This window comes from Streptomyces sp. NBC_00669, from assembly GCF_036226785.1.
Taxonomy (GTDB): Bacteria; Actinomycetota; Actinomycetes; order Streptomycetales; family Streptomycetaceae; genus Actinacidiphila.
In genome coordinates this window covers 1,808,100-1,832,780 of the sequence record NZ_CP109018.1, presented here as the reverse complement: position 1 = coordinate 1,832,780, position 24,681 = coordinate 1,808,100, and the positions used below count along the sequence as shown (strand labels likewise).

At 72.5% G+C, this 24,681-nt stretch carries 23 protein-coding genes; 9 read left to right on the top strand and 14 right to left on the bottom strand.

Features of this window, described 5'->3' with window-relative positions:
- The first annotated feature begins 4 nt into the window (after positions 1–4).
- From OG896_RS07360 to OG896_RS07350, 3 genes are all read left to right on the top strand, one after another.
- Positions 5–1,015 (top strand): TIGR03842 family LLM class F420-dependent oxidoreductase, encoded by a 1,011-nt coding sequence (locus tag OG896_RS07360; protein ID WP_329363537.1) that lies wholly within the window; start codon positions 5–7, stop codon positions 1,013–1,015.
- Positions 1,016–1,130: 115 nt separating this feature from the next.
- Positions 1,131–2,033, top strand: coding sequence for an inositol monophosphatase family protein (locus OG896_RS07355; protein ID WP_329363535.1), 903 nt, complete (start codon positions 1,131–1,133; stop codon positions 2,031–2,033).
- Positions 2,034–2,044: 11 nt separating this feature from the next.
- Positions 2,045–3,463, top strand: coding sequence for a phytoene desaturase family protein (locus OG896_RS07350; protein WP_329373779.1), 1,419 nt, complete (start codon positions 2,045–2,047; stop codon positions 3,461–3,463).
- Positions 3,464–3,553: 90 nt separating this feature from the next.
- Here OG896_RS07350 and OG896_RS07345 read toward each other — a convergent pair whose 3' ends face one another.
- Positions 3,554–4,024 (bottom strand): PGPGW domain-containing protein, encoded by a 471-nt coding sequence (locus OG896_RS07345; protein ID WP_443056956.1) that lies wholly within the window; start codon positions 4,022–4,024, stop codon positions 3,554–3,556.
- Between the two features lie 116 nt (positions 4,025–4,140).
- On the bottom strand, positions 4,141–4,986 hold the full coding sequence (locus tag OG896_RS07340) for a helix-turn-helix transcriptional regulator (protein WP_329363533.1): 846 nt from the start codon (positions 4,984–4,986) through the stop codon (positions 4,141–4,143).
- Positions 4,987–5,039: 53 nt separating this feature from the next.
- On the opposite strand from OG896_RS07340, the gene OG896_RS07335 reads away from it, so the two are divergent.
- The gene (locus OG896_RS07335) at positions 5,040–5,195 is read left to right on the top strand and encodes a hypothetical protein (RefSeq protein ID WP_329363531.1); all 156 of its coding nucleotides are present in this window, start codon (positions 5,040–5,042) and stop codon (positions 5,193–5,195) included.
- Between the two features lie 41 nt (positions 5,196–5,236).
- A complete protein-coding gene (locus OG896_RS07330; protein ID WP_329363529.1) occupies positions 5,237–5,845 on the top strand; it encodes a TIGR03086 family metal-binding protein in 609 nt (202 codons plus the stop codon).
- Between the two features lie 9 nt (positions 5,846–5,854).
- On the opposite strand, the gene OG896_RS07325 is transcribed toward OG896_RS07330, so the two are convergent.
- Complete coding sequence (locus OG896_RS07325) at positions 5,855–6,262, bottom strand: hypothetical protein (protein WP_328470995.1); 408 nt, start codon at positions 6,260–6,262, stop codon at positions 5,855–5,857.
- Positions 6,263–6,511: 249 nt separating this feature from the next.
- Between OG896_RS07325 and OG896_RS07320 the strand changes: the two genes are divergently transcribed.
- Positions 6,512–6,991: an SCP2 sterol-binding domain-containing protein gene (locus OG896_RS07320; protein WP_329363528.1), complete on the top strand. Its 480-nt coding sequence runs from the start codon at positions 6,512–6,514 to the stop codon at positions 6,989–6,991.
- Positions 6,992–7,004: 13 nt separating this feature from the next.
- Here the strand turns inward: OG896_RS07320 and OG896_RS07315 are convergent, their stop codons facing one another.
- Positions 7,005–7,574, bottom strand: coding sequence for an NUDIX hydrolase (locus tag OG896_RS07315; protein ID WP_329363526.1), 570 nt, complete (start codon positions 7,572–7,574; stop codon positions 7,005–7,007).
- Between the two features lie 84 nt (positions 7,575–7,658).
- On the opposite strand from OG896_RS07315, the gene OG896_RS07310 reads away from it, so the two are divergent.
- A complete protein-coding gene (locus tag OG896_RS07310; protein ID WP_329363524.1) occupies positions 7,659–8,813 on the top strand; it encodes a glycerate kinase in 1,155 nt (384 codons plus the stop codon).
- Positions 8,814–9,070: 257 nt separating this feature from the next.
- On the opposite strand, the gene pssA is transcribed toward OG896_RS07310, so the two are convergent.
- From pssA to OG896_RS07260, 10 genes are all read right to left on the bottom strand, one after another.
- Positions 9,071–9,913, bottom strand: coding sequence for a CDP-diacylglycerol--serine O-phosphatidyltransferase (gene pssA, locus OG896_RS07305; RefSeq protein WP_329363522.1), 843 nt, complete (start codon positions 9,911–9,913; stop codon positions 9,071–9,073).
- Positions 9,900–10,547: a phosphatidylserine decarboxylase gene (locus tag OG896_RS07300; RefSeq protein WP_329363520.1), complete on the bottom strand. Its 648-nt coding sequence runs from the start codon at positions 10,545–10,547 to the stop codon at positions 9,900–9,902. The genes pssA and OG896_RS07300 overlap by 14 nt, the downstream gene beginning before the upstream one ends.
- A gap of 181 nt (positions 10,548–10,728) precedes the next feature.
- The gene (locus OG896_RS07295; protein WP_329363519.1) at positions 10,729–11,943 is read right to left on the bottom strand and encodes an acyl-CoA dehydrogenase family protein; all 1,215 of its coding nucleotides are present in this window, start codon (positions 11,941–11,943) and stop codon (positions 10,729–10,731) included.
- Position 11,944: 1 nt separating this feature from the next.
- A complete protein-coding gene (locus OG896_RS07290; RefSeq protein ID WP_329373776.1) occupies positions 11,945–12,517 on the bottom strand; it encodes a MaoC family dehydratase in 573 nt (190 codons plus the stop codon).
- Positions 12,518–12,519: 2 nt separating this feature from the next.
- The gene (locus OG896_RS07285) at positions 12,520–14,523 is read right to left on the bottom strand and encodes a protein meaA (protein WP_329373774.1); all 2,004 of its coding nucleotides are present in this window, start codon (positions 14,521–14,523) and stop codon (positions 12,520–12,522) included.
- Positions 14,524–14,684: 161 nt separating this feature from the next.
- Positions 14,685–16,037, bottom strand: a complete 1,353-nt coding sequence (gene ccrA / locus OG896_RS07280; protein WP_329363517.1) for a crotonyl-CoA carboxylase/reductase — start codon at positions 16,035–16,037, stop codon at positions 14,685–14,687.
- A gap of 365 nt (positions 16,038–16,402) precedes the next feature.
- Positions 16,403–17,191 (bottom strand): TetR family transcriptional regulator, encoded by a 789-nt coding sequence (locus OG896_RS07275; protein ID WP_328471013.1) that lies wholly within the window; start codon positions 17,189–17,191, stop codon positions 16,403–16,405.
- A gap of 96 nt (positions 17,192–17,287) precedes the next feature.
- The gene (locus tag OG896_RS07270; RefSeq protein WP_443057233.1) at positions 17,288–19,021 is read right to left on the bottom strand and encodes a 3-hydroxyacyl-CoA dehydrogenase family protein; all 1,734 of its coding nucleotides are present in this window, start codon (positions 19,019–19,021) and stop codon (positions 17,288–17,290) included.
- Positions 19,022–19,563: 542 nt separating this feature from the next.
- Entirely contained in the window at positions 19,564–20,094 is a 531-nt protein-coding gene (locus OG896_RS07265; RefSeq protein WP_329363514.1) for a GNAT family N-acetyltransferase, read from the bottom strand.
- A 19-nt stretch (positions 20,095–20,113) separates the two neighbouring features.
- Positions 20,114–21,226 (bottom strand): Rv2578c family radical SAM protein, encoded by a 1,113-nt coding sequence (locus tag OG896_RS07260; protein WP_329363512.1) that lies wholly within the window; start codon positions 21,224–21,226, stop codon positions 20,114–20,116.
- 168 nt (positions 21,227–21,394) lie between these two features.
- Between OG896_RS07260 and OG896_RS07255 the strand changes: the two genes are divergently transcribed.
- Entirely contained in the window at positions 21,395–21,838 is a 444-nt protein-coding gene (locus OG896_RS07255; protein WP_329363510.1) for an SRPBCC family protein, read from the top strand.
- A gap of 97 nt (positions 21,839–21,935) precedes the next feature.
- Positions 21,936–24,545 (top strand): MFS transporter, encoded by a 2,610-nt coding sequence (locus tag OG896_RS07250; protein WP_443056955.1) that lies wholly within the window; start codon positions 21,936–21,938, stop codon positions 24,543–24,545.
- The last annotated feature ends 136 nt before the right edge of the window (positions 24,546–24,681 follow it).

Genomic DNA, 24,681 nt, shown 5'->3' with positions numbered 1-24,681 from the left:
CGCCATGGACTTCGGACTCGTCCTGCAGACCGACCCGCCCGCGTCGAACGTCGTCGGCCTGATGCGCCGCGCCGAGCGCAACGGCTTCAGCCACGGCTGGACCTTCGACTCCGCCGTGCTGTGGCAGGAGCCGTTCGTCATCCACAGCCGCATCCTCGACCACACCGACCGGCTCACCGTCGGCACCATGGTCACCAACCCCGGCACCCGCACCTGGGAGGTGACCGCGTCCACGTTCGCCACCCTCAACTCGATGTACGGCAACCGCACGGTGTGCGGCATCGGGCGCGGCGACTCCGCGATGCGGGTGGCGGGCCGCCCGCCCAACACGCTCGCCCGGCTCGGCGAGGCGATCACCGTGATCCGCGACCTCGCCGAGGGCCGCGAGGCCACCGTCGACGGCACCGCGCTGCGGCTGCCGTGGGTGGAGGGCGGCGAACTGCCGGTGTGGATGGCCGCCTACGGGCCGAAGGCGCTGGCCATGGCGGGGGAGAAGGCCGACGGGTTCATCCTCCAGCTCGCCGACGTCTACCTCGCCGAGCAGATGGTCAAGGCGGTGCGCGCCGCCGCGGAGCGGGCCGGCCGCGATCCGGCCGCGATCACCATCTGCGTGGCCGCCCCGGCGTATGTCACCGACGGTTCGGCGGAGGGCCTGGCGCACGCCCGCGAGCAGTGCCGGTGGTTCGGGGGGATGGTCGGCAACCACGTCGCCGATCTCGTCGCCCGCTACGGCGAGCACTCCGCGCTCGTGCCCGACGAGTTGACCGCCTACGTCAAGCAGCGCCAGGGCTACGACTACGCGCACCACGGGCGGACCGGCAACCCCGACACCGCGTTCGTGCCCGACGACATCGTGGACCGCTTCTGCGTGCTCGGCCCCCCCGAGGCGCACCTCGACAAGCTCGCCGCACTCCGTGACCTGGGCGTCGACCAGTTCGCGCTCTACGCCATGCACGACGCGAAGGAGTCCGTCATCGACGCTTACGGTGCCCACGTCGTTCCGGCGCTGCGGTAACCCGGCGCAGGGGTTCGCCGCGGTTCCCGGGCGCGCGCGAGCCACCACCGGGCGACAGCCGGGGACGAGACCGGCACCGTCACGGCGGGACACCGTTGTCTGGTTGGATGGCCGCATGGCCAACGATGCTGATGCGGTCGATGACGCGCTCCTCGCCGCTGTCGAGGAGACGGTCAGGGACGTGGTGGCGGCGGAAGTCGTCCCCCGTTGGCGGCAACTGACGGCCGCGGACGTGGTGGAGAAGCACGGCCCGCACGATCTGGTCACCACTGCCGACCGGCGCGCCGAGGAAGCCCTCACCGAACGGCTCCCCGCGCTGCTGCCCGGGTCCGTCGTGGTCGGTGAGGAAGCGGTCGCCGCGGACCCGTCCCGGCTGGAACTGCTGCGCGGCGACGCCCCGGTGTGGGTGGTCGACCCGGTCGACGGCACCTCGGCGTTCGTCCGCGGCGACAAGGGGTTCTCCACGCTGGTGAGCCTGGTGCGCGGCGGCCTGCCGGTGGCCTCCTGGACCTACGCCCCGCTGCTCGGCCTGTTCGCCACCGCCGGACGCGGCCGGGGCGCGTACCTCGACGGCGAGCGGCTTCGTACCGCCGGCGCCCGCGAGCCGCTGCGGATATGGATCTCCAACCCGGTCTTCCGCGACGAGGAGGAGCGCGCCGCGCTGGAGCGGCTGGAGGCCGCGGGCGTCGAGACGGTGCCGTGCACCACGAGTGCGGGGCTGGGCTATCTGGAGGTGGCCCGGGGGATCGCGGACGGGGTGGCGTTCTTCTGGGAGGCGCCCTGGGACCACTCGGCGGGGCTGCTGCTGGTCTCGGAGGCGGGCGGCGCGAGCCTGACGCCGACCGGGGAGCCGTTCCGCGTGGCCGGGGGCAACCGGCTGCCGTTCACGGTGGCCCGGGACGAGGCGACGGCGCGGCGGGTGGTGCGCACCCTGGGGGTCGGCTTCACCGAGGACGCCGCGGACGCCGGGAACGCGGGGAACTCCGCGGACGCCGGCCGGGAAGGCGGCGCGCGGTGAGCCGGGCGGTGGTGGCCGACGCGGTCGTGGTCGGCGCCGGCCCCAACGGGCTGACCGCCGCGGTCGAACTCGCCCGCGCGGGCCTGTCCGTGCACGTCTACGAGGCGGCCGACACCGTCGGCGGCGGCGCCCGCACCGAGGAGTTGACGCTTCCCGGCTTCCGTCACGACCCCTGCTCCGCCGTCCACCCCTTCGGCGTCGGCTCGCCCGTCTTCCGTACGCTGCCGCTGGCCCGGCACGGCCTGGAGTGGCTCCAGCCGCGGGTGCCGATGGCGCACCCCTTCCCCGACGGCACCGCGGCCGTGCTGGCCCGCACGGTCGGCGAGACCGCGGCCTCGCTCGGGCCGCGCGACGCCCCCGTCTACCGCAAGCTGCTCGCCCCGTACGTCGGCCACTGGGAGACTATGGCCGCCGACTTCTTCCGGCCGCCGTGGTCCGGGCTGCCCAAGGACCCTTACCGTTTCGCCCGGTTCGGCCTCACCGGCCTGCCGCCGGTCGGGCTGCTGGCGTACCGGTTCCACGACGCGAAGGCCCGCGCGATGCTCGCGGGTCTCGCCGGGCACGCCATCGCCCGCCTCAGCGAGCCGCTCACCGGTGCGATGGCCCTGATGTTCGCGCTCGCCGCGCACGAACGCGGCTGGCCGGTGGCGCGCGGCGGCTCCCAGGCGATCAGCGACGCGCTCGCCGCCCACCTCACCGAACTCGGCGGTGTCCTCACCACCGGCGTGACCGTGCGCAAGCTCGACGAACTCCCGCCCGCCCGCGCCTACGTCTTCGACACCTCGCCGACCGCGCTGGCCCGGATCGCCGCGCTCGGCGACGTCTACCGCGGCTACCGCCACGGGCCGTCCGTCTTCAAGATCGACTACGCGCTGGACGGCCCCGTGCCGTGGACCGCGCCGGTCGCCAGGGAAGCCGGCACCGTGCACATCGGCCCCACGTACACGGAGATCGGCGACGCCCTCAACCGCGCCGTCACCGGCCGCCCGCCGCAGACGCCGTTCCTCATCACCTCCCAGCCCACCGTGGTCGACCCGTCCCGGGCGCCGGAGGGCAAGCACGTCTTCTGGGCGTACGGCCATGTCCCGCGCGGCTGGCACGGTGACGCGACCGACGCCGTCGAGCGGCAGATCGAACGGTTCGCGCCCGGCTTCCGGGACCTGGTGCTGGCCCGCGCGGTGACCGGCCCGGCCGGGCTCGCCGCCCGCAACGCCAACTACGTCGAGGGCGACATCGCCTGTGGCGCGTTCTCCGGCCTGCAGACGGTGTTGCGGCCCCGGCTCGCCGCGATCCCGTACGCCACGCCCCGGCCCGGGGTCTTCCTCTGCTCCGCCGCGACCCCGCCCGGCCCGGGCGTGCACGGCATGAGCGGCCACCACGCGGCGAAGGCGGTGCTGCGGCACCTGCGGCGCGCGGCGGCCCGCCGGTAGGTCGGGCACGCGGGCGGGCGCCTCGCGGTTCGGGCCCCGAAGGTGAGGAGCCGGGCAGGTCACGAGCGGGGGAGGTCAGGAGCCGCGCGGTCAGGAGCCGTGCACCCGGCGGTGGCTCCACACCAGCAGCCCGAGCAGCACCAGGCCGGAGAGGATCAGGCTGGACCCGGTCGACCAGCCGCCGAAGGGCAGCCCGGACACCAGGCGCGCGCCCCAGACGACCCCGGCGCCGATCAACCCGAGGCCGACCAGCGCGGTGCCCGCGATCCGCCATCGCGAGGCCACGCTCGCCTCGACGCCCTGCATCGCCCGGACCCGTACCGGCTCCTCGAACCGGGCCACCGCGGGCATCGCCCGCGAGAGCAGCACCAGCCCGGCGAGCACCAGCAGCATCCCGGGACCCGGCAGCACCAGCAGCGCCACCCCGACGAGCAGCAGGACGCCTCCTGCGGTGCCCAGCAGCACCCGCTTGGCCGGGTGGATGCGCCGGGCCCGCTCCGCGGCGTCGAGCCTGCCGCCCCCGCCGGTCCTGCCTTCTCCCGCCCGCCGCGCCGCGTTCACTCACTCACCGTAACGGTTTGGCGTGCGGCGGGCACGGCAACGCGCCTGGTGGGGCGGTACGGCCACGGTGACGATCACGGGCACGACCGCGGGCCCGGCCACGGGCGACGGGCGGTTCAGCCGCGGGCCAGCTCCTGGAGCCCGACCACGCGCAGCAGCTCCAGCCGCTCGTGCGACTCGCTGCCCGGGCGGGCGGAGTGGACGATCAGCCGCTGGTCGTGGTCCGGGTTGAGCAGCACCTCGCAGTCCAGCTCCAGCAGGCCGACCACCGGGTGCAGGAAGCGTTTGACGTCGCTGCGGCGCACCGCCACGCGGTGGTCGTCCCACAGCGCCGCGAACTCCTCGCTGCGGGCGCGCAGCCGGCGGACGAGCCCGGCCAGCCGCGCGTCGTCCGGGCGGCGGGCGCAGGTCGCGCGCAGGTCCGCCACCGACACGCGGGCGGCCCGCTCCCGGTCCTCGGCCGGGATGAGGTCCCGCGCGGCGGGATTGGTGAAGTACCTCCAGATGATGTTGCGTTCGGCCTCGGGGCGGGCGGACGCGTCGCCATGCAGCGCCTTGGCCATCGGGTTCTGCGCGAGGATGTCGCCGCGGTCGCTCACCACCTGGGCGGGGGTGTCGGTCAGCCGGTCGAGGAGCAGGAGCAGGCCGGGGCGAACGTGCTCCGTGGCGGGCCGGTTGCCGCGCGGGGGCTCCTCGCCGGCCAGATGGAAGAGGTGGTCCCGTTCGTCGCCGGTCAGGCGCAGCGCGCGGGCGACGGCGGCGAGCATCTGGCGGGACGGGTGCGAGCCCCTGGCCTGCTCCAGCCGCGTGTAGTGGTCCGTGGACATCCCCGCCAACTGCGCCACCTCCTCGCGGCGCAGCCCCGGGGTACGGCGCCGCGGGCCCTCGGAGAGCCCCACGTCGGCAGGGGCGAGCCGGGTACGGCAGCGGCGCAGGAAGTCGGCCAGCTCGGTTCTGTCCACCTCTCCACCATGCACCGGGACGCCGGGCGCAGCCAGGGACCGGCTGTCCCTGGATGAGGACGTCTCTCCCGCCGGCCCCCGAACCGCCCCAGGCTGGGCACCGGACGCGGCGCCGCACCCTCGGCACCCTCGACCAGGCGTACGTGCCGCCGGCCCTTCGGCAGGTGAGCCTGCGCCGCCGCCCGGTCGGCGAACGCACCGCCTCCTGACAAAGCCCGCGGCGGCGTTCCCGCGGGGCTAGGGTGGCGGGATGAGTGATCTTCGGGGGTATCACCGTACGGCGATCGAGGTGGCGTCGGCACTGGTCGCTGGCGTGCCGGCGGACGGGCTCGGGGTGGCGACGCCCTGCGGCTCCTGGGACCTGGGGCGACTGCTCGCGCACATGACCGGGCAGAACCACGGGTTCGCGGCGGCGGCGCGCGGCGAGCGCGAGGACATGGGGATCTGGGCGGACCGCCCGGTGGCGGCGGGGGAGGACCCGGGGCGGGTCTTCGCCGCGTCCGGCACCGAGGTGGTGGCCGCGTTCGCGGCGATCGAGGACCTGCCGGGCAGCCGGATGTGGCTGCCCGAGGTCCGGCCCGAGCCGCTGCGTGCCGAGGTGGCGGTCGGCTTCCAGCTCGTGGACACCGTCGTGCACGCCTGGGACGTGGCCAAGTCCGTCGGTGCGCGGGCCGAGTTCGACGCGGACCTGCTCGACGTCACGCTGCGGATCGCGCTGGCGGTGCCGGACGGCGCCGAACGGACGGCGCAGGGCGCGGCGTTCGCGCCCGGGGTGGCGGCGCCCGAGGGGGCCGCGGCCCTGGACCGCATCGTGGCGGCGCTGGGCCGCGACCCCCACTGGGCCGCGCCTGCGGGGTGACCGGTGTGATCAGGCGGTCGGGTAGCCGTAGCCCTGGCCGGGCTGCTGGCCGGGCTGACCGCCAGGCTGCTGCGGGTAGCCGTAACCGGGCGCCGGCTGCTGGTAGTTGGGCTGCTGCTGGTAGCCGAGCTGCGCCGGCTGGCCGCCGGCCGGGAACGCGCCGTTGGGGTCGCGGACCTCGGACAGCGCCCGCTTGATGACGACCTTCTGGAAGTAGCCGCTGCCGAAGAGTATGCAGAGGATGACGTACCAGAACTTCTCCGCGCCGGTCATCTCGACCAGGCCGTACTCGCTCAGCGCCTTCTTCACCGGCACCTTGGCCATGTAGTAGGCACCGAAGTAGATGCAGCCGAGGACGTACCAGAACTTCTCCGCACCGGTGTTGGTGCCGTGTCCGAGGAACTGCCGTTCCGCCATGGGACTTTCCGCCTTCTGTCGCTCGAAATGGGAGTGCCGGGGTCGTGCCCGACCCGACTCCCGTCGGAGCGATGCCAGCTGGGCCGTCCGCGAAGCGGAAAGCCGTCGTCCCCCGTGGGCGGAATCCTAAGGGGCAAGGGGCACGGATGTCCCGTCTCGGTGGGGAAGCCTTGCCACGTGGAGAGCGGTTCATTAACCTTACTCATGAGTAAGGTTACTCCGAAGTCAGGAACAGGAAGAGGCGTTCGCATGGCCGCACTTGATGATCTCGACCTGGAAGCACTGGACTTCGGGTCGGTCGAGCCCCGGGAGTTCGCCCGGATCGTGAAGGGTCTGCCCGGCCGGCGGATCACCGAGCTGATGGCCGGGCCGCAGCGCCGCCGGGTGCTCGACGAGGTGTTCGGGCGGATGCACACCCTCTTCAAGCCCGAGGCCGCGGGCGGCCGGGACGCCCTGATCCGCTGGCGGATCACCGAGAACGGCACCGAGCCGGGCGACGGCGACGACGTCTACGAAACGCACATCGCCCGGGGCGCCTGCACCGTCGTCACCGAACGCACCGACCGCACACCGCAGTTGAGCCTCACGATGGCCGCGCCGGAGTTCCTGAAGCTGGTCTCGGGCAACGCCTCGGGGCCGACCCTGTTCTTCACCCGCAAGTTGAAGCTGAAGGGCGACATCCGGCTCGCGGGCGGCCTCACCTACTTCTTCGACATCCCCAAGGCGTGACCGGCCGCGGCGGTCAACTCCCCGCGGAGTCGGCCGAGCCGGCCGAGTCGGCTGGAGTGGCCGAGTCGGCCTGAGCGGGCGAGCCGGCCGCGTCCGCCGGGTCCCCGTCGACCAGTTCGACCGGTCCGGTGCCCGCCGCCAGCGCGGCCAGCCCGGCGCGGATGCGGCGCGCGCCGTTCGCGTACAGGTACTGCTCCAGGTCGTCGGGCTCGACCAGCCGCCAGGAGTCCAACTCCTCCTCCTGCAACCGGATCGCGCCGAGTTCCTGCTCGCCGAGCACGCCGCCGTCGTAGAGGTAGATCACCAGCGGGGGCCGCGCGGTCCCGCCGATCCAGTCCACCGCGAGCAGCGCGCCCGGCGGCACGTCGAGACCGATCTCCTCCAGGGTCTCCCGGCGGGCGCCCTGCCGCGGGTTCTCGCCCTGGTCCGACTCGATGGTGCCGCCCGGCAGCGTCCAGGTGCCGTCGTCCCGGTAGTTGGGCTCCACGAGCAGGACCCGGCCGTCGGCCGACCGGAACAGGGTGTTCGCGCTCGCCAGGATCTTGGGCAGTGAGGCGATGTACGTGGCGTAGTCGGTGGTCATGCGCACCAACCTACGGGGCGCGCACCGCACGTGGGATAAGGTCCGGAGCGGCGCGACGTTCCGTTTCGGATCAGGAGAATTCACGTGTCCGATGCAGTACGACGGCCGACGGGGCATGTGCTCGTCGCCGCGGACAAGTTCAAGGGCTCGCTCACCGCGGTCGAGGTGGCCGCCCGTGTCACGGCCGGCCTGCACAAGGTCGCACCCGAGGTGACCGTCACGTCGCTTCCGGTGGCCGACGGGGGCGACGGCACCGTGGACGCGGCGGTCGCCGCCGGGTTCGAGCGCCGTACCGCCCGGGTGACCGGCCCACTCGGCGAGCCGGTCGAGGCCGCGTACGCGCTGCGCGAGGGCACCGCGGTGGTCGAGATGGCCGAGGCGTCCGGGCTGCGGCACCTGCCGCCCGGGGTCTTCGCGCCGCTGACCGCCACCACCTACGGCACCGGTGAGCTGCTGCGGGCCGCGCTCGACGACGGTGCCCGCACGATCGTGCTCGGGGTCGGCGGCAGCGCCACCACCGACGGCGGCGCGGGCATGCTCAGTGCGCTCGGCGCGCGGCTGCTGGACGCGGAGGGGGTGCCCGTCGCCCCCGGTGGCGCCGCGCTGGCGTCGCTCGCCACCGCCGACCTGTCCGCGCTGGACCCGCGGCTGGCGGACACCGAGATCGTGCTCGCCAGCGACGTCGACAACCCGCTGCGCGGGCCCAAGGGCGCCGCGGCCGTCTACGGGCCGCAGAAGGGCGCCTCCGAGGACGACGTGGCGCTGCTGGACGGTGCGCTCGGGCAGTACGCGGCCGTACTCGGCGCCACCCTCGGGGGTGCCGCGCTCAGCGCCGCCGACGCCCCGGGAGCGGGTGCCGCCGGCGGGATCGGCTACGGCGCCCTCGTCGGGCTGCGCGCGTCGTTCCGGCCCGGGATCGACGTCCTCCTCGACGTCCTCGGGTTCGCCGCCGCCCTCGCCCAGGCCGACCTCGTCATCACCGGGGAGGGGTCCCTCGACGCCCAGACCCTGCACGGCAAGGCCCCGGTCGGGGTCGCCGCGGCGGCGAACGCCTCCGGTGTGCCCGTGGTGGCGGTCTGCGGCCGCCTCGCCCTTTCCCCCGAGGAGCTCGCGGGGGCGGGGATCAGCCGCGCCTACGCACTTGCCGAGCTGGAGCCCGACGTCCAGCGGTCCATGGCTGAGGCGGGGCCGCTTCTTGAGCGGGCGGCCGTCGCCCTCGCGCGGGATTTCCTGGGGTAGCGGGGCAACGAACCCCCGGGCCGCCCCCGCCCCGCCGGTTCAGGGACCACCCGTGAGCAGCTGCGGCTCCCTCCGTGCTTGAGGCGGAGGGAGCCGTGCTCAGCAGGCCACCGGCCTGGGGTCGGGAAAACACCGCGGCCGGGAAAACACCGCGGCCCCGACGGCGGGTAGCCGGAGGGGCGCGGGGAACGGCGCGCGGACCCACCACTCACCGGTGGTCCCGGAACCTACAGGACGGGGAAACCCGGGGGGACCGCCTACCGGGCGGTAGCGCGCTCACGACGGTTCGCCCGGATCGTGTTGACCCGACGGGTCGTCGCGAACCCGGGAATCGTGGCCGCGGCCACACACTGGAGGGCGCAGCCCGCCTGCAGAAGCTGGTGCCCACCGGGAATGTTCAGGGTCCACGCGGCGAGGCACCCCATGCTGACCAGCGTCCAGCAGAACGTGATCAGCGCCAGCCGTCCACGCGGCTTGGGGTACTCGACCCGGCTCACCATCAGCCACGCCACCCCGACGATCGCGATCACCGTGGGCAGGAAGGGCAGCTCCAGCAGGACCAGGGAGACCACGGTCATCGCCCCGAAGGGACTGGGCATGCCCTGGAAGACCCCGTCCCGCAGCGTGGTGCAGGAGAAACGGGCCAGCCGCAGCACCACCGCGAGTACGACGAGGACGGCCGCGGCGGCGGCCACCTTGCCGTGCGCGTCGTCGGAGACGATGCCCCACACGACGACGAAGTACGCGGGCGCGAGCCCGAAGCTGATCAGGTCCGAGAGGTTGTCCAGCTCCGCGCCCATCGCCGAGCTGCGCAGCTTGCGCGCGACCAGCCCGTCGAAGAGGTCGAAGACCGACGCCATCAGCATCAGCGTCACCGCGTTGGCCGCGCTGTGCTTGGACATCGCGCTGTCGCCGTTGCCCATCAGGTGCGGCACCAGCACGCCGGTGGTGGTGAAGTAGACGGCCATGAAGCCGCAGATCGCGTTGCCGAGGGTCAGCGCGTCGGCGATCGACAGCCGTGTCGACAGGGGCAGGTCGTCGTCCTGCTCCTCGATCTCGCTGACCCAGCTGCCGTGTGTCTCGTGCTCAGTCACGGTCAAGGCGCGTCACCCCAGCCGTCATGGTCTCGCCGACCTCGACCGCGGAGCCCACGCCTTCCGGCAGGTAGACGTCCACCCGGGAGCCGAACCGGATCAGCCCGATCCGCTCGCCCTGCTCGACCTTGCAGCCGCGCGGCACGTACGGCACGATCCGCCGGGCCACCGCGCCGGCGATCTGGATCACCTCGACGTCACCGATCTCGGTGTCGAAGTGCCAGACCACCCGCTCGTTGTTCTCGCTCTCCTTGTTGAACGCCGGGACGAAACCGCCGGGGACGTGCTCGACGGAGGTGACCGTGCCGCTGAGCGGGGCGCGGTTGACGTGGACGTTCAACGGGCTCATGAAGATCGCGACGCGGGTGCGCCCGTCCTTCCACGGCATGACGCTCTGGACCACGCCGTCGGCGGGGGAGACCACCCCGCCCTCGGTGATCTTCCGCTCGGGGTCGCGGAAGAACCACAGCATGCCGGCCGTGAGAACGGTGGCGGGGACGGCCACCGCCGTCCAGCGTCCGGAGCGGCGGGCACGCAGCAGACTGACCGCCGCCGTGGCCGCGGTCGGGAGGAGCCACGGCGACGCTCCGCGCGCGAGGCCGACCCGGCGGCGAGGTGCAGAGGATTGGCTGTGGGGCATGGAAGACCTTCGTAGCGGAGGGTGCCGCGAAATGCTTCAGGGGACGGCGGCTTTCATTGATGGTATCGGCTGACACCGGCAACTCGGCAAGCTGATGGGCGAGTCGATGGCTGGTTCCCGCGACCCCGGTCTTCACGCAGTGTGACCCTGATCTCAGGAAAACCACCGCGAACGCGGACATTCAGCCTTGGACACGGTACTCCTCCAACAGCCGCCGTCCGATGATCATTTTCTGGATCTCGGCGGTCCCTTCGCCGATCAGCAGCATGGGCGCCTCGCGGTACAGCCGCTCGATCTCGTATTCCTTGGAGAAGCCGTAACCGCCGTGGATGCGGAAGGCGTCCTCCACGACCTCTTTGCAGTACTCGGAGGCGAGGTATTTGGCCATGCCCGCCTCCAGGTCGTTCCGCTCGCCGGAGTCCTTCTTGCGGGCGGCGTTCACCATCAGCTGGTGGGCGGCCTCGACCTTGGTGGCCATCTCGGCCAGCTTGAACTGGATCGCCTGGTGCTCGGCGATCGGCTTTCCGAAGGTGTGCCGCTGCTGCGCATAGGAAATGCCCAGCTCAAAGGCCCGGCGGGCGACTCCGCAGCCGCGCGCGGCGACATTCACCCGGCCCACCTCGACGCCGTCCATCATCTGGTAGAAGCCGCGGCCGCTTGTCCCGCCGAGCACGCGGTCGGCCGGGACGCGGACGTCCTCCAGGATCAGCTCGGTGGTGTCGACGCCCTTGTAGCCCATCTTCTCGATCTTCCCGGGCACGGTGAGCCCGGAGACCTTCGGGTTCGGGCCGAAGCCGGGTTCCTTCTCGATCAGGAAGGTGGTCATCGACCGGTGCGCCGGCGCGTCCTGCGGCTGGCCCTCGTCGGTGCGGCACAGCACGGCCACGAGGTTCGCCGAGCCGCCGTTGGTGAGCCACATCTTCTGCCCGTTGATGACGTACGCGTCGCCCTCGCGGACCGCCTTGGTGCGGATCGCGGACACGTCGGAGCCGAGCCCCGGCTCCGACATCGAGAACGCTCCGCGTACGTCGCCGGTCGCCATCTTCGGCAGGAAGTAGTCCTTCTGCTCCTGCGTGCCGTGCTGCTGGATCATGTAGGCGACGATGAAATGCGTGTTGATGATGCCGGACACGCTCATCCAGCCGCGGGCGATCTCCTCCACGGTGAGCGCGTACGTCAGCAGCGACTCGCCGAGGCCGCCGTACTCCTCGGGGATCATCAGGCCGAAGATGCCGAGGTCCTTCAGGCCCGCGACGATCTCGGTCGGGTACTCGTCGCGGTGCTCCAGCTCGGTGGCGACGGGCAGGATCTCCTTGGCCACGAAGGAGCGCACGGTGGCGAGGATCTCCTGCTGGACGTCGGTCAGGCCATCGGTCTGCGCGAGGCGCTCGGCCATGTCACTTCCCTCCCCGGGAGTCGGTGGCGGTCGTGGTGCCGGTCGTGGTGCCGGTCGTGGTGCCGGGCGTGGCGGCTGCGGGTTCGGGGCGGCCGGGCTGCTCGCCGCCGCGCTCCTTGACGTACGAAGCGGTCGGCACCATCACCTTGCGGCGGAAGACGCAGACCAGGGTGCCGTCCTGCTTGTAGCCGCGGGTCTCCACCTCGACGATGCCGCGGTCGTCCTTCGACTTCGACCTCCGCTTGTCGAGCACGGTGGTCTCGCCGTAGATCGTGTCGCCGTGGAAGGTCGGCGCCACGTGCCGCAGCGACGCGACCTCCAGGTTGGCGATCGCCTTCCCCGACACGTCGGGCACGGACATGCCCAGCAGCAGCGAGTAGACGTAGTTGCCGACCACCACGTTGCGGCCGAAGTCCGTGGTGTGCTCCGCGTAGTTCGCGTCCATGTGGAGCGGGTGGTGGTTCATGGTGAGCAGGCAGAAGAGGTGGTCGTCGTACTCGGTGACCGTCTTGCCGGGCCAGTGCTTGTAGATCGCACCGATCTCGAACTCCTCATAGGTGCGCCCGAACTGCACAGTCATACCTCCAGCTTGTTCGCTCGCCGGATCTCGTCCACGATCCGGCCGATGATCACGGTGATACCGAAGTCCTTCGGCGTGAAGACGGCCGCCACACCGGCCGCGCGCAGTTCCTCCGCGTCCGCGGCCGGGATGATGCCGCCGACCACCACCGGCACGTCGTCCACCCCGGCCCGCCGCAACCGCGCGAGCACGTCCGGCACCAGCGCCGCGTGCGACCCGGACAGGATCGACAGACCCACGCAGTGCACGTCCTCGGCGACCGCCGCGGAGACGATCTGCTCGGGGGTCAGCCTGATCCCCTGGTAGACCACCTCGAAGCCGGCGTCGCGGGCGCGTACCGCGATCTGCTCGGCGCCGTTGGAGTGCCCGTCCAGGCCCGGCTTGCCGACCAGCAGCCGCAGCCGCCCGTCGCCCAGCTCCGCCGCGGTCCGTGCCACCTTGCGCCGCACGTCGGCCAGTTCGCTGCCGGCGTCGGCGGTGACCGCGACCGGCGCGCCGCTCACCCCGGTCGGCGCGCGGAACTCGCCGAACACGTCGCGCAGCGCCGACGACCACTCGCCGGTGGTCACCCCGGCCCGCGCGCACTCCAAGGTGGCGGACATCAGGTTCTCGGCGCCGGCGGCGGCGGCCCGCAGCTCGGCGAGCGCCTTGTCGGCCCGCGGCTGGTCGCGGGCGATCCGCCAGTCGTGCAGCGCCGCCACCACGCGGGCCTCGCCGGCCGGGTCCACCGTCATGATCGCCCGGTCCAGGTCCGCGGTGAGCGGGTTGGGCTCCGTGGACTCGTAGACGTTGACACCGACGATCTTCTCCTCGCCGGACTCGATCCTGGCCCGCCGCTCGGCGTGCGCGGACACCAGTTGCGACTTGAGGTAGCCGGACTCCACCGCGTCCATCACCCCGCCCAGTTCGGCGATGTGCGCCATCTCCGCGCCGGCCTGCTCGACCAGTTCGGCGACCTTCGCCTCGATGACATGGCTGCCGGCGAAGATGTCGTCGTACTCCAGCAGGTCGCTCTCGTGCGCCAGCACCTGCTGGATACGCAGGCTCCACTGCTGGTCCCAGGGCCGGGGCAGGCCCAACGCCTCGTTCCACGCCGGGAGTTGGACCGCGCGGGCGCGGGCGTCCTTCGACAGCGTGACGGCCAGCATCTCCAGCACTATCCGCTGGACGTTGTTCTCCGGCTGCGCCTCGGTCAGGCCCAGCGAGTTGACCTGCACGCCGTAGCGGAACCTGCGCTGCTTCGGGTCCTGGACGCCGTACCGCTCGCGGGTGACGGTGTCCCAGATCCGGCCGAAGGCGCGCATCTTGCACATCTCCTCGACGAACCGCACGCCCGCGTTGACGAAGAAGGAGATCCGCGCGACCACGTCGCCGTGCCGCTCCCGTGGGATCTGCCCGGAGGCGAACACCGCGTCCAGCACGGCGATCGCGGTGGACATCGCGTACGCGATCTCCTGGACCGGGGTGGCCCCGGCCTCCTGGAGGTGGTAGCTGCAGATGTTGATCGGGTTCCACTTCGGGATGTGGTTGACCGCGTACGTGATCATGTCCGTGGTCAGCCGCAGCGAGGGGCCGGGCGGGAAGACGTGGGTGCCGCGGGACAGGTACTCCTTGACGATGTCGTTCTGCGTGGTGCCCTGCAGCGTGGTGATGTCGGCGCCCTGCTCCTCGGCGACCACCTGGAGGAGCGCGAGCATCCACATCGCGGTGGCGTTGATCGTCATCGAGGTGTTCATGCGCTCCAGCGGGATGTCCTCGAACAGCCGCCGCATGTCGCCCAGATGGGAGACCGGCACCCCCACCCGGCCCACCTCGCCGAGCGCCAGCACGTGGTCGGGGTCGTAGCCGGTCTGGGTCGGCAGGTCGAACGCCACCGACAGCCCGGTCTGCCCCTTCTCCAGGTTCCGCCGGTACAGCGCGTTGGACGCCTCGGCGGTCGAGTGCCCGGCGTACGTCCGCATCAACCACGGCCGGTCCCGCCTTTTTCTGTGCTCGCTCACCTCCGGCGGCTTCGACCCGGTGTCGACGTTCCTCGCTCCCGCGCTCGTGCCTCGCTTGTCGCTCGTCTCTTTCGACACCGGCGCCGCCTTTGGCTCGCTCGCCGGGGGCGCCGTCCTCACAGGGTTGCCCTGCGGGTGCTGGTCGTCCGTCATGGGTGCCCTCACGCGTTCCGGAACAGGTTGATGGCAGGCAGGTGGCGCTCGCGCAGTTCGGGGTCGGTGACGCCCAGGCCCTCGCGCGGGGAGAGCGCGAGAACGCCGACCTTGCCCTGGTGCAGGTTGCGGTGCACGTCGTAGGCGGCCTGGCCGGTCTCCTCCAGGCTGTAGGTGCGTGACAGGGTGGGGTGGATCTTGCCCTTGGCGACCAGGCGGTTGGCCTCCCACGCCTCACGGTAGTTGGCGAAGTGCGAGCCGACGATGCGCTTGAGGCTCATCCACAGGTAGCGGTTGTCGTACTCGTGCGTGTAGCCGCTGGTGGAGGCGCAGGTGACGATGGTGCCGCCCTTGCGGGTGACGTAGACCGACGCGCCGAACGTCTCGCGGCCGGGGTGCTCGAAGACGATGTCCACGTCCTCGCCGCCGGTCAACTCCCGGATGCGGGCGCCGAATCGTTTCCACTCGCGCGGGTCCTGGTGGTGCTCGTCCTTCCAGAACCGGTACCCCTCGGCCGAGCGGTCGATGATCGCGTCGGCCCCCATCCGCCGGCAGATCTCCGCCTTCTGCGGGCTGCTCACCACGCAGACCGGGTTGGCGCCGCCGGCCAGCGCGAACTGCGTGGCGTACGACCCGAGTCCGCCGCTCGCGCCCCAGATCAGCACGTTGTCGCCCTGCTTCATGTCGGCGCCGTTGCGGGAGACCAGCTGCCGGTAGGCGGTGGAGTTGACCAGCCCGGGCGCGGCGGCCTCCTCCCAGGTGAGGTGCGCGGGCTTGGGCATCAGCTGGTTCGACTTGACCAGCGCGATCTCCGCCAGCCCGCCGAAGTTGGTCTCGAAGCCCCAGATCCGCTGCTCCGGGTCGAGCATCGTGTCGTTGTGCCCGTCGGCGGACTCCAACTCCACGCTCAGGCAGTGCGCCACCACCCGGTCGCCGGGGTGCCACTTGTTGACGCCCGGCCCGGTGCGCAGCACCACGCCCGACAGGTCGGAGCCGATCACGTGGTACGGCAGGTCGTGCCGCTCGGCCAGCGGCGACAGGCGGCCGTAGCGCTCCAGGAAGGCGAAGGTGGGGACCGGCTCGAAGATCGAGGTCCACACCGAGTTGTAGTTGACCGAGCTGGCCATGACCGCGACCAGGGCCTCGCCCGGGCCGAGTTCGGGCACCGGCACCTCGTCCAGGTGCAGCGAGGTGCGCGGGTCCTTGTCGCGGGACTCCAGACCGGCGAACATCTCCGCCTCGTCCTTGTGCACGGTGACGGCGCGGTACGACGCCGGCAGCGGCAGGGCCGCGAAGTCGGCGGCGGTGGCGTCCGGTGCCTGGATCGCGTCCAGGACTTCCTTCGTGGAACTCGTCGTCATGTGACTCGCCTCCGGCGAAGCGTTCTGCGCGTTCGCACGCTCTGCGGCAACGCTCGTTCAGGGAACGCGGTGTCGATGGGATGGAGGTGCCGTCGTCGGTTCGGCGAACAGATGAGATTCCCGGCCGGGCCTGGGGGACAGTGCCCGGACTACGGATACGGTATGGCACTGCGTGCCAGTCGTAAAGACACTGCGTGCCACTAATTTCTCTCAAGTGTCACCCCGGCGGTACAGACGAGCAACGCGAACGCCACCCGCCGCATCCGCCGGCACCCGGCATGCGAACGGCCGCCCGGATGGCGCCGGGCGGCCGTGTCAGCGGTCGATGTGCGAAGGGAATGCGGGGGGAACGGGGCGGACGGGCGCTACGCCTTGCGCAGCGCCTCCTCGATGCTGCGCAGGATCTCCGCGGGGGAGGCGTCCGTACGGGCCACCGCGACCACCACCTCGCCCTGCCGCGAGACGGCCGTGGCGCTGCCGGTGCCGGCCCGGGACGGTATCCGCCCCGCCCCGATGCCGGTGCCGAACGTCGCCTTGATCACGTCGAAGGCGTGGTCGAGCTGCGCCTCCACGTCGCCCTTGCCGTCCGCCCGCAGCCAGCGCCTCAGCACGTGGTTGTGGGCGGCGACCACCGCGGAGGCGGCGACCTCGGCGAGCAGCGGGTCGTCGTCGCCGTCGCGGTGCGCGCCCTCGTCGAAGTGGCCCAGCAGGTAGCGGGTGAACAGCCGCTCGTAGCGGGCCACCGAGGCGATCTCCCGCTCCCGCAGGGTGGGCACCTCGCGGGTGAGCCGGTAGCGCTCGACCGACACCTCGGGCACGTTCGCGTACATCCGCAGCACCTCGGTGATGCCCCGGCAGACCGTGTCCAGCGGGTGTTCGTGCGGGTCGGCGGAGTCCAGCACCGCCTGCACCCGGACCAGGGTGTCGTCGTGGTCCGGGAAGATCGCCTCCTCCTTCGACCGGAAGTGCCGGAAGAAGGTGCGCCGGGCCACCCCGGCGCTCGCGGCGATCTCGTCGACGGTCGTGGCCTCGTACCCCTGCGTCGCGAACAGCCGCATGGCCGCCGACGCGAGGTCCTGCCGTACCCGGTGGCGCTGAGCGGCCGCACGGCGCCCGCTGGCGGTGTCGGTGGCGGACTTCACAGGCTGCGGCATGCGGGGAACGTAACACGAGCGGCAGCCGATGATCGACGGCGAGCCCTCCGGCCGCCGAGCCGTCGTCCGTGGCCATCGAGCCGGGGAGCGCGCCGCTCAGCGGGCGTACTCACGGAAGCCGCGGCCGGTTTTGCGGCCGAGGCAGCCCGCTGAGACCAGGTGTTCCAGGAGCGGGGCGGGGGCCAGGCCCGGGTCGCGGAACTCGTCGTGCAGGACCTGCTCGATCGCCAGCGAGACGTCCAGGCCGACCACGTCGAGGAGTTCGAACGGGCCCATCGGGTAGCCGCCGCCCAGCTTCATCGCGGCGTCGATCGCGTCGACGGTCGCGTAGTGGTCCTGGACCATCTTCACCGCGTTGTTCAGGTACGGGAAGAGCAGGGCGTTGACGATGAAGCCGGCCCGGTCGCCGCAGTCCACCGGGTGCTTGCGCAGCGCGCCGCTCACCTCGTGCGCGGTCGCCACCACGTCGTCCGAGGTCAGCACGGTCCGCACCACCTCGACCAGCTTCATCGCCGGCGCCGGGTTGAAGAAGTGCAGGCCGACCACGTCCTGCGGGCGCCCGGTGGCCCGCGCGATCGCCACCACCGGCAGCGAGGACGTGGTGGTCGCCAGCACCGCGCCCGGCCGGCAGACCTTGTCGAGCACCCGGAACAGCTCCTGCTTCACGTACAGGTCCTCCGCGACCGCCTCGACCACCAGGTCGGCGTCCGCGAAGGCGTCGTACGACCCGGCCGGCGTCACCCGCGCCACCGCCGCGTCGCGCTGCTCCGCGGTGAGCCGCCCCTTGGCCACCGATCGGTCCAGGGAGGCCGTCAGCCGGGCCAGCGCCCGCGCCGCCTTCTCCGGAGTCCTGGCCGCCAGCGCCACCTCGAACCCGGCCTTCGCGAAGACCTCCGCGATGCCGGTGGCCATGGTGCCGGAGCCGGCCACGCCGACCGTGTGGACCGTACGGCCCCGCGCGCCCCCGCCGCGCTTGCGGGGCGTCTCGGCGTCCGGCACGACCGCGCCCGAGCCGGGGGATTCGTAGCTGTAGAAGCCGCGCCCCGACTTGCGGCCCAGCAATCCCGCCGCCGTGAGCTGCCGCAGCACCGGCGCGGGTGCGTGCAGCCGGTCCCTGCTCGCCTCGTACATCGCCTCCAGCACGGTGGTGGCGGTGTCCACGCCGATCAGGTCGAGCAGCGCCAGCGGGCCCATCGGCAGCCCGCAGCCGAGCCTCATCGCCGCGTCGATGTCCTCCCGGGTGGCGTACCGCGCCTCGTACATCGCCGCCGCCTGGTTCAGGTACCCGAAGAGCAGGCCGTCCGCGATGAAGCCCGCGCGGTCGCCGACCGGCACCGGCTCCTTGCCCAGGCTGCGCACCAGCGCGGTCACCGTGCGGGTCGCCTCGGGCGCCGTCAGCACCGTGGAGACCACCTCGACCAGCTTCATCGCCTGCGCGGGAGCGAAGAAGTGCAGGCCGAGCACGCGGTCGGGCCGCCCGGTCTCCGCCGCCAGCCGGGTCACCGACAGCGCGTTGGTGCCGGTGGCGAGGATCGCCTCCGGCTTGGCGATACGGTCCAGCGCGGTGAACACCTCGCGCTTGACGTCGTACCGCTCGGAGACGACCTCGATCACCAGGTCGGCCGCGGCGGCCGCCCGCAGTTCGGGGAAGGTGCGGAAGCGTGCGAGCACGTCGTCCCGCTCGGCCGGGGTCAGCCGGCCGCGCTCGACCTGGCGGGCGGTACGGGCCTCCAGGGCGCTGACGGCCCGGCGGGCGGCGGCGTCGTCGATGTCGACGCCGACCACCTCGTGGCCGGCGCAGGCCAGCACTTCGGCGATGCCGGTGCCCATGGTGCCCAGGCCGACCACGGCCACCACGGAGGGGAGGAGCGGCGGTTCGGTCGCGGACCGGGCGGACCGGGCGGGCTCGGCGGCCGAGTCGGTCGGCGTGTTCGATGCGGTCGCGGAAGAAGCGGAGGGACGGTCCATCGCGTGACTCCAGGAGTGGCAAGAGCCGCGCCGCGCAGCGCGCGGGCGCACGGCAGAGGGATGAGTGGAGTCGCGGGCCTGACCGCAGAAGCGGTGCGTGTGCGCGCCCGCGCGAGCCGGCGGACCCTGTCCCGGGGCCACGCCGCACAGTGCCGAACCGACAACGGCATCCGCCGAGCGGTCGGTTCACCGGCCGCCTGGCGTGTCCTCCGAGGGTAACTCGCGGGTAACTTGGCCGCCAGTCCTTTGCACAGGTGATTTCGGTGCGTGACAGATGAGCGGCCGTGGGCGACCCGCCCGGGCAAGCCACGGCAAGGAGGCAAGCCGCGGCAAGGAGGCGGGGCGCGACCGGCCTTACGGGCCGCGGCGAACCGTAGGGCGCGCTGCGCCGGTTCGGGCTCGCCCTACGGCAGCGAGCGGGTGTAGCGCGTCTCCTCGACCGGGACGCCGTCGTACAGCTCGGTCATGGTCGCGCCGTCGGGTGAGAAGCCGGCGGCGGCGTAGAAGCGGCGGGCCCGCACGTTGTCGGTGAGGACCCACAACGCCAGCCGGGTGCGGCCGAGTTCGGCCGAGCGGCGGACCACCTCCGCGGTGAGCGCGCGGCCGGCGCCGGTGCCGATCCGGTCCGGTCGTACGTACAGCGCGTACAACTCCCCGGTCGTCGCGCCGGTGTCCTCGCCCCGGTACGGCCCGAAGGCGGCCCAGCCGATCACGGGCGCGGTGCCGTCGGCGGCGGCCTCCTCGGCCACCAGGTTGTGCACCCGCCCCGCCGAGCGTACGAACCACTCCCGTCGCCGCGCCGCGTCGTCGGCCGGGTCCATCGCGTCGAGGTGGCTCTGCGGCACCATCCCGGCGTACGCGTGCTGCCAGCCGCGGACCCGGATCGCCGACACGGCCGGCACGTCCGGCTCGGTCATCGTCCTGATCCGCACCATGCCCCGCATTCTAGGCAGTTCACAACAGGGTGAGCTGGGTGTTCTCCGGACCCGGACCCGGACCCGACCCCGGCTCCCCCTCCGGCTCCCGCCCCGGCCCCGACCCCGCGCCGGGTGCTCCGGCGGCGCCCTCCACCGTCTCCTCGGCGTCCTCCCCGGGCGCCGGCCGCCCGCGCATCGCCCCGAGCCGGGCCGGCCCGCAGCCGAACTCCGCCGCGAACTCGTGCACCTGCCGGGTGATCCGCCGCTGGTACCACTTCGGCGCGTACGAACCGCCCGCGTAGAGCGCTTCGTACCGCCGCACCAGGTGGGGGTGGTGCTGCCGGAGCCACGCGGTGTACCACTCCCGCGCGCCCGGCCGCAGATGCAGCACCAGGGGCGTCACGGAGGTGGCGCCGGCCGCGGCGATCGCCCGGACTGTGGCGCGCAACTGCGCGGGGGAGTCGCTGAGGAAGGGCAGCACCGGCGCCATCAGCACCCCCACGGGTATGCCGTTCTCGCTCAGGGTGCGGCAGACCGCCAGCCGCGTCTCGGGGGAAGGCGTGCCCGGTTCCACGCTGCGCCACAACTCCCCGTCCAGGAAGCCGATCGACAGTGCTATGGACACATCGGTGACGCTCGCGGCCTGCCGCACCAGTTCGAGGTCGCGCAGGATCAGCGAGCCCTTGGTGAGGATCGAGAACGGGTTCGCCCGGTCGCGCAGCGCGGTGAGGATGCCGGGCATCAGCTGGTAGCGGCCCTCGGCCCGCTGGTAGCAGTCCACGTTGGTGCCCATGGCGACGTGCTCGCCCTGCCAGCGCGGCGCGGCCAGTTCGCGGCGCAGCAGCTCCGGCGCGTTGACCTTCACCACGATCTGCGAGTCGAAGCCGAGTCCGGTGTCCAGGTCGAGGTAGCTGTGCGTCTTGCGGGCGAAGCAGTAGACGCAGGCGTGCGAGCAGCCGCGGTAGGGGTTGAGCGTCCACTCGAACCTCATCCGCGAGGTGCCGGGCACCCGGTTGAGGATCGAGCGGGCCCGCACCTCGTGGAAGGTGATGCCGCGGAATCCAGGGGTGTCGAAGGTCCGCGTCGTCACCGCCGAGGTCCCGAAGAGCGCACCCGCGGAGTCCTCGGCGTTCAGCCCGTCCCAGCGCATCGTGCCCTCCTTCCGTCGTCCGGCCCCCACGGGCGGTCCGATGGCCGCCCGCTACCCACAATAGAACACAGATTCGATAAGCGAGTGTGGTTGGCTGGTGTGTCGCGTGAGGAAGTGCGCGCACCAAGCACCCCGATGCCCGCAGGGGCATGGACCCGAGGAGAAGTCATGGCGCTGGTCGAGGCCACCACGGAGCGGATCGTCGCGGCGGAGCCGGAGCGGGTGTTCGCCGCCCTGGCCGACTACGCCGGCACCCGCGGCCGGGTCCTGCCCGGTCAGTACAGCGAGTACGAGGTCCGCGAGGGCGGCGAGGGCGCCGGCACCGTCGTGCACTGGAAGCTCCAGGCGACCAGCAAGCGCGTGCGCGAGTGCCTCTTCGACGTCACGGCGCCCGTCGCCGGGCAGCTCGTCGAGACCGACCGCAACTCCTCGATGGTGACCACCTGGACCGTCACCCCGGCCGGCGAGGGCCGCAGCAAGGTGGTCAACGCGACCGCCTGGCAGGGCGCCACGGGCGTCGGCGGCTTCTTCGAGCGGACGTTCGCCCCCAAGGGCCTCAACGCCATCCACGACGAGGTGCTCGCCAAGCTCGCCGCCGAGGTGGAGCAGTAACTCCCCCGATACTCGCCCGGTTTCGCGAGCATTCACCAGTAAGGGTGGTTTTGCCAACTTCCTGAGACTCGCCGGGTCCGTCCGTCGTTGTCGCCTCATGGCGGGAGACGGTGGCGGAGCAGGTGTGACGAGGGGAGTGGCAGTGAGTGGCGGCACGCTGATCGAGCGACTGGGGGAACCTCACCCGGACGAAGTCCTGGGCGAGGCCGGGCCGGTGGACGGCGCGGCGGGCGGTGCGGCGCAGCCGCCCCCCGACGTGCTCGCCACCGGCCCCGAGGGGGAGCCGGGCACCCTCACCCCGCGCCGGCTGCGGCTGGTCTTCCTCGGGCTGATGCTCGCCCTGCTGCTGGCCGCCCTCGACCAGATGATCGTGGCGACCGCACTGCCCAAGATCGTCGGCGAACTGCACGGCCTGGACCGGATGTCCTGGGTCGTCACCGCCTACCTGCTCTCCTCCACCATCGGCCTGCCGATCTACGGGAAGCTCGGCGACCTCTTCGGCCGCAAGAGCGTCTTCCAGTTCGCGATCCTGACCTTCGTGGTCGGCTCGGCGCTCGCCGCCTGGTCCCAGACGATGAACGAGCTGATCGCCTTCCGCGCGATCCAGGGCATCGGCGGCGGCGGGCTGATGATCGGCGTGCAGGCGATCATGGCCGACATCGTGCCGCCCCGCGAACGCGGCCGGTACATGGGCCTGATCGGCGCCGCGTTCGGCGTCGCCTCGGTCGCGGGACCGCTGCTGGGCGGCTTCTTCACCGACCACGCCTCCTGGCGCTGGTGCTTCTCCATCAACGTGCCCTTCGGCCTGGTCACCCTGGTGGTGATCAGCCTGGTGCTCAAGCTGCCCAAACCCACCGCCCGGCCCCGGCTCGACGTGATCGGCGCCCTGCTGCTGGCGGCCGGCTCGACCTGCCTGGTGCTGCTGACCACCTGGGGCGGCTCCACCTACGCCTGGCGGTCCAAGGAGATCCTCGGGCTCGCCGGGGGCACCGTCGTGTGCGTGCTGCTCTTCGTCCTCGTGGAGCGGTTCGCCGCCGAACCCGTCATCCCGCTGCGGCTGTTCCGCGACGGGGTGTTCAACACCTCCGCGCTGATCGGCGCCGTGGTCGGCGTCGCCCTCTTCGGCGCCGCCAGCTACCTGCCGACGTTTCTCCAGATGGTCGACGGCGCCAGCGCCACCGGCTCCGGGCTGCTGATGCTCCCGATGATGCTCGGCGTCGTGGTCGCCTCCATCGGCAGCGGGCAGCTCATCAGCCGCACCGGCCGCTACAAGGTCTTCCCGCTGGTCGGCAGCGGCCTGTCCGCGATCGGGATGTATCTGCTCTCCCGGCTGGACGCCCACACCGCGCGCCCCGAGTACAGCGTCTACATGGCGGTGCTCGGCCTCGGCATCGGCTTGATCCTGCCGGTCCTGGTACTCGCCGTGCAGAACTCGGTGAAGCCCACCGACATCGGCTCCGCGACCAGCGCCAACAACTACTTCCGGCAGATCGGCGGCTCCGTCGGCGCCGCGGTCTTCGGCACCCTGTTCGCCAACCGCCTCAGCCACCAGCTCGCCAACGACCTCCCGCGCGGCGTCAAACTGCCCGACCCCGAGTCGGTCACCCCCCAACTGGTCCGCACCCTGCCCGCGTCCCTGCGCGACGGATACGTACACGCGTACGCCGACGCCATGCCGCGGATCTTCCTCTACCTGGTGCCGGTCCTCGTCCTCGGCTTCCTCATCACCTTCCTGCTCAAGGAGAAACCCCTGGTGACCCAGCACGGCCCCGCCGCTCAGGCGGCGTACGAACCCGGTTACGACCCCGGCTACGACCCCGGGTACGAAACCCCCTACGAGTCCGGCCACGACCCCGTCTACGGCGCGAACCCCGCCGCCGTGACCGCCACGATCGCCCCCGGCGGTCCCGCACCCGACTCGGTGGTGCCCGGTGCCCGGCGCGGCCAGGGCGGCGTCCCGGTGTGCGGCACCGTCCAGCACTCCGACGGCACCTCCGTGGGCCGCGCCGCCCTCACCCTCATCGACGGCTCCGGCCGCCAGGTCGGCCGCGGCGCCACCGCGGAGGACGGCCGCTACGCCCTGAGCACCCCGGGCGCCGGCAGCTACGTCCTGATCGCCGCGGCCGGCGGGCACCAGCCGCAGGCCGTCACCGTCGCCGTCGGCGACCACCCGGTCGAACTCGACGTCGTGCTCGGCGGCGCCGGGCGGCTGGCCGGCACCGTCCACACCGCCGACGGCACCCCGGTCCGGGACGCGATCGTCACGCTCACCGACGTACGCGGCGACGTCGTGGCCACCTCCCGCAGCGGCCGCGAGGGCGTCTACGCGCTCACCGAACTCGTCGCCGGGGAGTACACCCTCGCGGCCAGCGCGCCCGCCTACCGGCCGGCCGCCCTCCCCGTCACCGTCCAGGCGTCCCGCGAGACCCGCCAGGACGTCGAGCTCGCCGGCGGCGCCTCCCTGCGCGGCATCGTCCGCGCGCCCGGGGGCCGCCTGGTGGAGGACGCCCGCGTCACCCTCCTTGACGCCGCCGGCAACGTCGTCGACTCCGTCACCACCGGCCCTGACGGCCACTTCCGGTTCGTCGACCTCGCGGCCGGCGAGTACACCGTCATCGCGGCGGGGTACCCGCCGGTGGCCACGGTGCTCCAGGTCGCCGGGGGCGGCCGCACGGAACGCGACCTTCAGCTGGGCCACGCGGACTAGTCCCCGCGGGCGGCCCGAGCGGACCCTCCCGAGCGCCCTGTCCTGTCGGTCCAGGGACCGGCTGTGAGCATGCGGCCGAGCGCGCAGCCATCCGCGCCCCTTGAGACAGGTGCGGCTCCTTCCGCGGAAGGACGCC